Annotated in this window: 8 protein-coding genes; 7 read left to right on the forward strand and 1 reads right to left on the reverse strand. The window is 74.6% G+C overall.

Annotation, left to right across the window (positions count from 1 at the left end; all coding sequences use genetic code 11):
- Positions 1-88: 88 nt before the first annotated feature.
- The 5 genes from ACFWWU_RS05905 to ACFWWU_RS05925 all read left to right on the forward strand — a co-directional run bounded on the left by ACFWWU_RS05905 (position 89) and on the right by ACFWWU_RS05925 (position 7,312).
- On the forward strand, positions 89-382 hold the full coding sequence (locus ACFWWU_RS05905) for a DUF503 domain-containing protein (RefSeq protein ID WP_019889861.1): 294 nt from the start codon (positions 89-91) through the stop codon (positions 380-382).
- 29 nt (positions 383-411) lie between these two features.
- Complete coding sequence (gene rbfA / locus ACFWWU_RS05910; RefSeq protein WP_384139470.1) at positions 412-852, forward strand: 30S ribosome-binding factor RbfA; 441 nt, start codon at positions 412-414, stop codon at positions 850-852.
- Positions 849-1,748 carry a tRNA pseudouridine(55) synthase TruB gene (gene truB, locus ACFWWU_RS05915; protein WP_384139473.1) on the forward strand — a complete coding sequence of 300 codons (900 nt, stop codon included), beginning with the start codon at positions 849-851 and terminating at the stop codon, positions 1,746-1,748. Before rbfA ends, truB begins: the two co-directional genes overlap by 4 nt.
- A gap of 184 nt (positions 1,749-1,932) precedes the next feature.
- Positions 1,933-6,315 carry a serine protease gene (locus tag ACFWWU_RS05920; RefSeq protein WP_384139476.1) on the forward strand — a complete coding sequence of 1,461 codons (4,383 nt, stop codon included), beginning with the start codon at positions 1,933-1,935 and terminating at the stop codon, positions 6,313-6,315.
- A gap of 31 nt (positions 6,316-6,346) precedes the next feature.
- Complete coding sequence (locus ACFWWU_RS05925; RefSeq protein WP_384139479.1) at positions 6,347-7,312, forward strand: bifunctional riboflavin kinase/FAD synthetase; 966 nt, start codon at positions 6,347-6,349, stop codon at positions 7,310-7,312.
- Between the two features lie 14 nt (positions 7,313-7,326).
- Here ACFWWU_RS05925 and ACFWWU_RS05930 read toward each other — a convergent pair whose 3' ends face one another.
- On the reverse strand, positions 7,327-8,544 hold the full coding sequence (locus tag ACFWWU_RS05930; protein WP_384139482.1) for a cytochrome P450: 1,218 nt from the start codon (positions 8,542-8,544) through the stop codon (positions 7,327-7,329).
- A gap of 188 nt (positions 8,545-8,732) precedes the next feature.
- Between ACFWWU_RS05930 and ACFWWU_RS05935 the strand changes: the two genes are divergently transcribed.
- Together ACFWWU_RS05935 and ACFWWU_RS05940 are read left to right on the forward strand one after the other, a co-directional pair.
- Positions 8,733-9,863 (forward strand): type III polyketide synthase, encoded by a 1,131-nt coding sequence (locus tag ACFWWU_RS05935; protein WP_384139485.1) that lies wholly within the window; start codon positions 8,733-8,735, stop codon positions 9,861-9,863.
- A 40-nt stretch (positions 9,864-9,903) separates the two neighbouring features.
- Positions 9,904-10,980, forward strand: coding sequence for a hypothetical protein (locus ACFWWU_RS05940; protein WP_384139488.1), 1,077 nt, complete (start codon positions 9,904-9,906; stop codon positions 10,978-10,980).
- Positions 10,981-10,984: the final 4 nt, after the last annotated feature.

The raw sequence follows: 10,984 nt of genomic DNA on the forward strand, positions 1-10,984 counted from the left end.
CGGCCGTTGCGTGTACGGTTCTGGTGTCCCTGCCGAGCGACGGCCCGGCAGGCCACCGAACCCGAACCGGCGGGACATCCGGCACCGCATGTACGTGGGGACTCTGTCCTTCGATCTGCTCCTCGGCGACGTTCACTCGCTCAAGGAGAAACGCTCCGTGGTCCGCCCGATCGTCGCCGAGCTCCAGCGCAAGTTCTCTGTGAGCGCGGCCGAGGTAGGCGACCAGGACCTCCACCGCAGGGCCCGGCTGGGCGTCGCGCTGGTGTCCGGGGACCCGGGGTTCGTATCGGACGTGCTCGACCGCTGTGAGCGGCTCGTCGCCGCGCGTCCCGAGGTGGAGCTGCTTTCGGTGCGCCGAAGGCTCCACACTGATGAAGACTGAATGAGCAAGGCAAAGAAGGAGAAGGACCAGTGGCCGACAACGCGCGGGCGAAGAAGCTGGCAGACCTCATCCGGGAGGTGGTCGCCGAGAAGCTGCAGCGCGGCGTCAAGGACCCCCGCCTGGGCACGCACGTGACCATCACGGACACCCGCGTCACCGGCGATCTGCGGGAGGCCACGGTCTTCTACACGGTCTACGGCGACGACGAGGAGCGGGCGAGCGCCGCGGCCGGCCTGGAGAGCGCCAAGGGCGTCCTCCGTTCGGCCGTTGGCCGGGCGGCGGGGACCAAGTTCACCCCCACGCTGACGTTCATCGCCGACGCCCTCCCGGAGACCGCCAAGACGATCGAGGACCTCCTCGACAAGGCGCGGGCCTCGGACGCCCAGGTGCGGGAGGCGTCCTCGGGCGCCGCCTTCGCCGGTGAGCCCGACCCCTACAAGAAGCCGGGCGAGGACGAAGCCGCCGAATGAGCAACGCAGCAAAGACGCCCGACGGGCTTGTCGTCGTCGACAAGCCGTCGGGCTTCACTTCGCATGACGTCGTGGCCAAGATGCGCGGGATCGCCAAGACCCGCCGGGTCGGCCACGCGGGCACGCTCGACCCCATGGCCACGGGCGTCCTCGTCCTCGGTGTGGAGCGGGCGACGAAGCTCCTCGGTCACCTCGCGCTGACCGAGAAGGAGTACCTGGGCACCATCCGCCTGGGCCAGACCACGATCACCGACGACGCCGAGGGCGAGATCACGGCGTCGGTCGACGCTTCGAAGGTCACCCGGGAGCAGATCGACGCGGGCGTGGCCGAGCTGACCGGCGCCATCATGCAGGTGCCGTCGAAGGTCTCCGCGATCAAGATCGACGGCAAGCGGTCGTACGCGCGGGTGCGCGGCGGCGAGGAGTTCGAGATCCCGGCCCGCCCGGTGACCGTCTCCTCCTTCCAGGTGTACGACGTCCGCGAGGCCGAGGCGGAGGACGGGACACCCGTCGTCGACCTCGTCGTCTCGGTCGTCTGCTCCTCCGGTACGTACATCCGGGCGCTCGCCCGGGACCTCGGCGCCGGGCTCGGTGTGGGCGGCCATCTGACCGCGCTGCGCCGCACCCGCGTCGGCCCGTACAAGCTGGACGCGGCCAAGACGCTGGAGCAGCTCCAGGAGGAGCTCACGGTCATGCCCGTCGCCGAGGCGGCCGCGGCGGCGTTCCCGCGCTGGGACGTCGACGAGAAGCGGGCCAAGCTGCTCCTGAACGGTGTCCGGCTGGAGATGCCGGCGTACCCGCCGGGTGCGGTCGCGGTCTTCGGACCGGAGGGGACCCTGCTCGCGCTGGTCGAGGACCAGCGGGGGAAGGCCAAGAGCCTCGCCGTCTTCGGCTGAGGTCCCATCCCCGGGACGACGGATCGTCGCTTGTGGGGCGGGCACGCACGCGTGTCCGCCCCACAAGCGTCTTCCGTGACATTCACCCCATCGGGGAGGCGCTCGGAGTGAAACGGGGAGCGCCGGGGGGCGCGTTTCCCGACTTGGTTTTCCGGGTGATCACCGTCGACCTACCGTCGACACCATGGGACGCGGGGACCTGGCGACGCTGGTGGAAATCTGTGATCCGGCGGGCCGGCCGCGCGGTACCGGATTCCTCGCCGATCATCACGGCACGGTCGTGACCAGCCACGAAGCAGTCGACGGGCTCGCGCGCGTCATCCTGCACGCCCCCGGCGACCTGACCTGGCTCGCCGAGGCCGAGGCCGTCACCCGCCTGCCGGAGCGCGGCCTCGCGCTCGTACGGACCGAAGGGCTCGGCGTCCGCCCCGTCGCGCTCGCGACCCGCCCCGAGATCGAACCCGGCACGTACGTACGGATCGCCGCCCACGGCTGGCGCGAGGCACGGGTCCTCGGCCCCGCCGCCGTCACGTACACCGCAGCCGACCGCTACCACGTCCTCGCCGACGCCCTCGAACTCGCCATCGGCACCGAGGGCGCCGAGGCGCTCCGCCGCGGTGGCCGGGCCGCGGGCGGCCCCGTCCTCGACACCGCCACCGGCACCGTCGTCGCCGTCCTCGGGACCGCGCTGCACGGCGAGCGTCCGGCCGCCGGGTACGCGGTGCCGCTCCGGCCCGAGGGCCCGCTCGCCGCCCTCCTGCGGCGCAACGCGGCCACCGTCCCCGCCTACGGACCGGACCTCAACCTCGCCGGGATCCTGGAGCTCACCGCCACCTCCACCGGCCCCGCGAGGGAACCCGATCCGTGGCCGGAGCCCGTCGAACGCCCCGAGTGCGTCCGGGAGTTCGCCCGCTTCACGGCCGGGGAGGCGCTCGTCCTCGCGGTGGTCGGCGCCCCCGGCACCGGCCGCACCACGGCCCTCGCCGCGCTCTGCGCCCGGCGCGCCCAGGGCGTCGCGCCCGCCCCGACGGTCCGGCTGCGCGGCGCCGACCTGCGGGCCGAGGACCCCTCGCTCGCCGACGCCGTCGGCCGTGCCCTGCTCCAGGCGGGCCGGATCGTCGCCGCCTCCGGGGCGCTCGGCGACACCGCGACCGCCACCCCGGAGCGGGCCGCCGCCCTCGCCCGGGACGCGGGCCGCCCCCTCCTCGTCGTCCTCGACGGACCCGAGGAGATGCCACCGCTCCTCGCCCACCGCCTCGCCGACTGGACGGCGGCCACCGAGCAGTGGCTGCGCGCCCACGGGGTACGCCTGGTCACGGCCTGCCGCCCCGAGCACTGGGACCTGGCCGGCGCCCTCTACGGCCCGGGAGCCCTGCACCGGCCGGCGACGGGCAACGGGGAAGGGCTGCCCGCCGCCCTCGTGCTCGGCCCGTACACCGAGACGGAGGCACGGGCGGTCCGAAAGGGGTACGGGATCGGGGAGACCGACCTCGCCGAGACGGACGCCCGCCACCCGCTCGCCCTGCGGCTGCTCGCCGAGGTACGGGCGGCGCTCCCGGGCGACGTACCGGGGCGCCCCGGCCGGGAGGAGATCTTCACGGCCCATCTGGACCTGATGTGCCTGCGCGTCGCCGTCCGGGTCGCAGCCGGCTCCCGTCCCCTCGTACGGGGGACCGCCGTGCGGCTGCTCGCCGCCCGGGTCGCCGGGCAGGTCCACGAGGCCGCCCGCCGCTCTCTCGGCCCGGGCCACGGCGTCCTCGACCGGACCTCCTTCGAGGAGCTGTTCCCGTGGCGGGAGGGCTGGGCCTCGGCCGTCCTCACCGAGGGCCTCCTCGTCCCCGCGGGCTCCGGCTACCGCTTCGCCCACGAGGAGCTCGCCGACTGGCTCCAGTCCGCCCACCTCGACCTGGACGCGGCCCTGCACGCACTGGTCCACAGCCGGGGCGGGGGGACGCCGCCGCGCCCGGGAGGGGGCACGGGGCCGGGAGAGGCCGCCGGCCTGGGAGGGGCTGCGGGCTCAGGAGGGGGTGCGGGCCTGGGAGGGGGCGTGGGCCTGGGAGGAGCTGCGCGCTCAGGAGGGGGAGCGGGCCAGGGAGGGGATGCGGGCTCAGGAGGGGGTGCGGGCTCAGGAGGGGGTGCGGGCTCAGGAGGGGGTGCGGGCCTGGGAAGGGGCGTGGGGTCGGGAGGGGGCGTGGGGTCGGGAGGGGGCGTGCGGCCGGAGTCGGCTGCATGGCCGGGTACGGCTCCGGGGGCCGAAGCGGCTCAGGGGCGGCGCGATGCCGTGACGGGATCGGGTGCTGCCACGGGGCACGGTCCCGGCCCGGGGGGCGGTTCCGCCTCGGGTTCCGGTCCCGGTCCCGGGTCCGACCCCGGTGTCGGCCCGGCTCCTGGGCACAGCGCCGCTCCCGCGCGGGGTCTCGCTTCCGCGTCCGGGTCCGGCTCCGGGTCCGGCTCCGCGTCCGTGTCCGGCTCCGCGTCCGGGTCCGGCTCCGGGTCCGGCTCCGCCTTCGGGTCCGGGTCCGGCTCCGGGTCCGGCTCCGCCTTCGGGTCCGGGTCGTCCGGCTCTGGCTTCGCTCTCGGCTCGGGTTCCGGTTCCGGTCCCGCTCCGGGGCACGGCGTCGCGCTCGCGCGGGATTTCGCTTCCGCGACCGGTTCCGGTTGGGCGTCCTTGGCGGGCCCCTGGGTCGTGTCCTCGCCGGGCGCGCGGGGCGGGGTGCTCGTCCCCCCGGCGGGTTCGGCCGGCTCCGTCTCTCCCCCTCGTCCGGCCGGCCGGGAAGAGGCCGCCCCGGTGCTTCCCCCGGGGAGTGCCCCGGCCGTTCCGGCGTCCCCGTCCGGCTCCGCGGCCGGGCCGGGTCGGAACGCCGACGTCCCCCGGCAGCGGAGCGCCCCCGCGGCGGATCACCTTCCCGTGCCCCGCCACCGCATCGGCCCCGTCCTCCAGGCGCTGCTGCGCCTCCACCGCGAACACGGGCCGGGCGCCCTCGCCCCGCGCCTCGCCGCGCTCCTGGAGTCGCTCGACCGGTTCGCGGACGAGGGAGCCCGGGCCGCCGACCCCCACCCGTACGCCGACGCCGCCTGGTGGGCGGTCCGTCTGTTCGGGGAGACCGTGCGCCGGGTGGGCGACCCCCGGCCGTACCTGCCCGTCCTCCGGCTCCTCGCCGACCGGATCGGCGACCGTCCCGCGCCCCACCCGGTCTTCGCCGCCTTCGGTGCGGCCTTCTGGCAAGGGCTCCCGCTCGGCGAGGACGAGCGGATCGACCTGCTGCGGCGGGTCGTGCCCGCCGACCCGCCGCCGGGCGAGGCGGCGACCGGCGACCGGTGCCTCGACACCGTCGCCGGGCTGCTCGTCGCCGACCCCCGGGGCGTCCAGCCGCTGCTGTGCCGCTGGTTCGGCGACGAACGCCCGCTGCCGGCCGCCCCGCACGCCACCGTCGCCGCCGCCGCGCAGGCCCTCCTGCACACCCACCGCGGGCTCGCCGTCGACGACCTCTGCGAGGCGCTCGTCTCCACCGCCCACCCGCTCGCCGACGGGCTGCTCGCCGCCCTCGCCGAGGACGAGCCCTCAGCGCTCTGCCGGGCCGTCGACCGCTGGGCCCACGACGACGGCCGCCCCGAGCGCCGGGTCGCCGCCGCCGCGTACGGCCATCTCGTCGCCGGCCGCCTCACGGCCCCCGCCGACCGCGAACTCCTCCGCTACGCCGCCCTCGCCCTGCTCGCCCGCCCCGCCGACCAGGCCCTCCACGGCCCCGCCCTCGGCCTGCTCGTCCGCGACCCGCACACCCGCGCCCGCCATCTGCCCCGCGCCATCGCCGAGCCCCGGGTGCCCGCGTCCGCCCTCGCCGAGGCCCTCGCGACCCACCCCGGGCCGGTCCTCACCGCCTTCCGGTCCCGGCTGCACGGCACGGGAGACGAGGCCGCCGCCGCGCTGCGCGCCCTCGCCGAGATCGACACGCCCGCCCTCACCCGGCGCGTCGCCGCCCTCGTCCGCGACTACGTGGCCCGCCTCCCCGAGGGCGCCGGGCACGCGGCCCGCTACGTCGACCGGCGGTTCGAGGACGGCCCGGCCGGCCGGGCCGTCCTCTTCCCCCTGGTCTCCGGCCTGATCAGGGGCCGCCCCGCCGTCGTCCGCCGCGCCCTCGCCCCGGTGCTCGCGGCCCCCGGCACCGGCGCCTCCCGCCATCTGCGGGCCGAGCTGCTCGACGTACTCCTGGAACACGAGAGGTACGAGGCCGAGACCGGCGAGCTCTCCGTCCTGGACGCCCTTCTGGAGGCCGCCGCCGAGGGCGCCGACCTGCGCAGCGAGCCCCGCACCCGGGAGCTCGTGCACCGGGCCGCCGCCCTGTACACCCGTACGCCCGAGGGCGCCGGACGGCTCGACCGGGCGCTGGCCGGGCTCGCCCGCGAGCGCCCCGGCTTCGCCGTCCTCCTCATCGGCTGGACCGTCGCCGTACCGGGGGAGTGGGCCCCGCTGCTCGGCCCCGAGACCCTCCGGGTGCTGCGGAGCCCCGGCAGTTCCATGCCGATGCGGACCGACGGGCGTGGGCATGGCAGTCTTAGACCTGCGTAATCGGCGAACAGGCGGACGAGGAGCGGTCACAGTGCAGCGCTGGCGTGGCTTGGAGGACATCCCCCAGGACTGGGGGCGCAGCGTCGTCACCATCGGCTCCTACGACGGTGTGCACCGCGGGCACCAGCTGATCATCGGGCGCGCCGTCGAGCGCGCCCGGGAGCTCGGCGTCCCCTCGGTCGTGGTCACCTTCGACCCGCACCCCTCCGAGGTCGTGCGGCCCGGCAGCCACCCGCCGCTGCTCGCTCCTCACCACCGGCGCGCCGACCTGATCGCGGGCCTCGGCGTCGACGCGGTGCTGGTGCTGCCGTTCACCGCCGAGTTCTCCCAGCTCTCCCCGGCGGACTTCATCGTCAAGGTGCTCGTCGACAAGCTGCACGCCAGGGCCGTCATCGAGGGCCCCAACTTCCGCTTCGGCCACCGCGCCGCCGGGAACGTCGCGTTCCTCGCCGAGCTCGGCGAGACGTACGACTACGAGGTCGAGGTCATCGACCTGTACGTCAGCGGCACGGCCGGCGGCGGTCAGCCGTTCTCCTCCACCCTCACCCGCCGGCTCGTCGCCGAGGGCGACATGGCCGGCGCGGCCGAGATCCTCGGCCGCCCGCACCGCGTCGAGGGCATCGTGGTCCGCGGCGCGCAGCGCGGCCGCGAGCTCGGCTTCCCGACGGCCAACGTCGAGACCCTGCCGCACACGGCGATCCCGGCGGACGGCGTCTACGCCGGCTGGCTGACCGCCGCCGGCGAGCGCATGCCGGCGGCGATCTCCGTCGGCACGAACCCGCAGTTCGACGGCACGGAGCGGACGGTCGAGGCGTACGCGATCGACCGCGAGGGCCTCGACCTGTACGGGCTCCACGTGGCCGTGGACTTCCTGGTGTACGTGCGCGGCATGCTCAAGTTCGACACCCTCGACGACCTGCTGCTCGCGATGGCGGCGGACGTGAAGCGGAGCCGTGAGCTGACGGAGACGTACGACGGGGAGAACCCCGCCTCCTAGGTCGAGGCGAGGGCTCACCAGGTGACGAGGAGCTCCTTCGGGCCGCGGATCAGCCCCTTCGACTGCCACACCACGTCCTCGGGGCGGCCCGCGAGCCGCAGCTCCGGATAGCGGCGCAGCAGCGTCGACAGCATCACCTCGGACTCCATGCGGGTGAGCATCGCGCCCATGCAGTGGTGGGGGCCGTGGCCGAAGGAGACGTGGCCGATGCCCTCGCGGTCGAAGTCGAGGGTGTGCGGGTCGTCGAAGGCCTCCGGGTCCCGGTTGGCGGCGAGGTAGGAGGCGTAGACCGCCTCACCCGCCCGGATCAGCACCCCGCCGACCTCGACGTCCTCCGTGGCGATCCGCGGCAGCCCCACGCCGTTCCGGTGCGGGATCCAACGCAGCAGTTCGTCCACGGCCTGCGGGAGCAGCTCCGGCTCGGCGCGCAGCCGGGCGAGCAGCTCCGGGCGGGTGAGCAGCGTGTAGACCATGTTGGCGCTGTTGTTCCGTACGGCGTGGGCGCCGCTGATCAGGATCGCCATGGCCAGCGACACGGCCTCGTCGGTGGTGATGTGCCCCTCCGCGAGCGACTCCGCGAGCACCCCCGCCAGATCGTCGGAGGGCTCCGCGCGCCGCCGGTCGAGCAGCCGGGTGATGTAGCCGTGGATCTGGGCCTTGGCCGCGCGGCTGTTCTCCGGCCCGGGCCCGGAGGACAGGATGAGGTCGGGCCAGGAGGCCAGTTCCGCCCGGTCCTCGTCCGGGATGCCCAGCAGGTCGCACACCACCTCCATCGGCAGCGGGCCGTGCAGGTGCTTCATCAGGTCGGCGGGGCGGCCCGCCTCCTCCATCGCGTCGAGGAGCCGGTCGGTGCTCGCCTGCGCCAGCGGCCTGAGCCGTTTGGTGCTCTGCCCGGTGAAGGCTTTGGTCACGGCCTTGCGCAGCTGCGTGTGGTACGGCGGATCGGCGTAGTTGAGCGCCGCCTTCGAGGCCACCATGTGGCCGGTCATCTTGGTGACCTGCTGGTCGAGCAGGGCCGTCCGGCTGAACCGGGGGTCGGACGTCACCGCGCGGACGTCCTCGTACCGCGTCACGAGCCAGGCCTCGTTCTCCGCGGCGAACGGCAGCCGGATACGGGCCACGGGCTCCTTGTCGAGGAGCTCGGTGAGCAGGGGGTCGAAGTCGAGGCCGGGGAGGTCCTCGACGGCCCAGGTGTGGGCGGGCCGCGGTGCGGCCGTGGGTTCGGAGGTCATGAGGTGCGTGTTCCCGGCGGCGGACGGTCGCGACACACCGAGCGCCGACAGCCGCCTGAACGGAGCACGCCCGGACGCCGCACATATCACTCTCCGTGAGCGGTTCGTCGCGCTCGCGGTTGCGGGCCGGCGATCACCGGGTGAGTGTGGGCGGCAGTTCACGCGAACGAGACGAAGGAGCGAGTGTCGTGGTGACCTTGTGCAAGCCCGCTGTGTCCGTGCCCGAGCACGTGATCACGATGGAGGAGACGCTCGACCTCGCCCGAACGCACCATGCCGGCCATCCCCAACTGCCCCTGGCCCTCCGGCTGATCGGCAACACGGGGGTGACCCGGCGGCATATCGTGCAGCCCATCGAGGAGACGCTGAAGCACCCCGGCTTCGAGGAACGCAACATCCGGTACGAGGCCGAGGCGAAGGCCCGGGTGCCGGCGGTCGTCGAGGAGGCCCTGAAGAACGCGGCCCTGCGCCCGGCGGACATCGACATGATCGTCTACGTGTCGTGCACGGGCTTCATGATGCCCTCGCTGACCGCCTGGATGATCAACACCATGGGCTTCCCCAGCCACACCCGCCAGGTGCCCATCGCCCAGCTCGGCTGCGCGGCGGGCGGAGCGGCGGTCAACCGGGCGCACGACTTCTGCACGGCGTACCCCGAGGCCAATGTCCTCATCGTGGCCTGCGAGTTCTGCTCGCTCTGCTACCAGCCCACCGACCTCGGTGTCGGATCACTGCTCTCCAACGGCCTGTTCGGCGACGCCGTCGCCGCCGCCGTGGTCCGCGGTCAGGGCGGCACCGGCATCGCCCTGGAGCGCAACAACTCCTACCTCGTGCCCGACACCGAGGACTGGATCGCCTACAGCGTCCGCGCCACCGGCTTCCACTTCCTGCTCGACAAGCGGGTGCCCACGACGATGGAGCCGCTGGCCCCGGCGCTCCGCGAGACCGCGGGAGCGCACGGCTGGGACGCCGGAGACCTCGACTTCTACATCATCCACGCGGGCGGACCGCGCATCCTCGACGACCTCAGCCGCTTCCTCGAAGTGCCCCCGGAAGCCTTCCGGTTCAGCCGCGCGACCCTCACGGAGTACGGGAACATCGCGAGCGCCGTCGTCCTGGACGCCGTCCGCCGGCTCTTCGAGGAGGGCGGCCAGCCCGAGGGCGCGCGCGGCATCCTCGCCGGCTTCGGGCCGGGCATCACCGCCGAGATGTGCCTCGGCCGGTGGGTGAACTCCTCGCCCACCGTCGATCCGGGCCTCGGCAACCGCCGCATCGTGGGCTACTCGCCGCCGCTCCAGCCCGCCCGCACCGTCGCCTGACCCCGCCCAGCGTCCCCCGTTCGTAGCAGAGGAGAGCAGTATGTCCAGCACGCCACCCTCCCGCCACGGAGACCGCCACCGGAACCGTCGCAGGCCCCTGCGCGGCCCGGCCGCGCTCACCGCGCTGCTCGCCGGAGCGGCCGCCGCCTCGCTCGCCGGCGCGCCCGCCCAGGCGTCCGCCCCGCAGGGCGTCCGCGTGCCCATGCACCAGTGCTGGGTGAACGACGTCGCGGCGCCCCCCGGCGACATCGTCAGCGGCACCAGCGGCGACGACCACATCTTCTGCGACAGCGACCTGGAGAACGTCACCGTGTGGGGCGGCGGAGGAAACGACATGATCGAGGTGCGCGGCCTCGTCATCGACTCGGCCGTGATGGGCGGCGAGGGCGACGACGTCATCCGCGCCAAGCACCTGGTGCCCCAGAACGCCTCCAGCATGGTCCGCGGCAACCGCGGCAACGACGTCATCAAGGTCGCCACCGTCTCCGGCGACGGGGCGGCGCACGGTGCCGTCGTCCACGGCGACGACGGCGACGACAAGATCACCACCGGCTCGGTCACCGGCGCGCCCGGCAAGTTCAACCGCGGCGGTGGCATCGTCACCGGCAACGACGGCGCCGACACCATCAAGGTCGGCACCATCGACTTCTCCGGCCGCGTCCTCGGCGGCAGCGAGGCCGACGTCATCGAGGCGGAGGCCCTCGGCCCCGAGTCCGGCGGGCTCATCCAGGCAGGGCCCGGTGACGACACGATCAGCGGACCCGCCGGCGCGGTCCTCACCGTCGGAGAGCACTGGGGGTCGGTGGACGCCGGTGTCGGCAAGGACACCTGCACGGTGAAGTCGGTCTCCACCCGGACGTCGATCAGCTCCTGCGAGGTCCTGCCGAAGGCGGCGCCGACGGGAGGGACGGCGGACCCGGCGGCCACGGCCGCCGAGCCCGGCGCCACCCCGGCGAAGCCCGAGGTGGCTCCGGCGAAGCCCGAGGTGGCTCCGGCGAAGGCCGAAGTGACCCCGGCGAAGCCCGAGGTTCCCGCGGACGCGGCGGTGAAGCCCGCGGGGCGGCCCCAGTCGCCCACGAGTGCGGCGGCGAAGCCCGAGGTGAAGCCCGGGCTCTGAGTTC

This window comes from Streptomyces sp. NPDC058650 (assembly GCF_042717315.1).
In the GTDB taxonomy this organism is placed as follows: domain Bacteria; phylum Actinomycetota; class Actinomycetes; order Streptomycetales; family Streptomycetaceae; genus Streptomyces.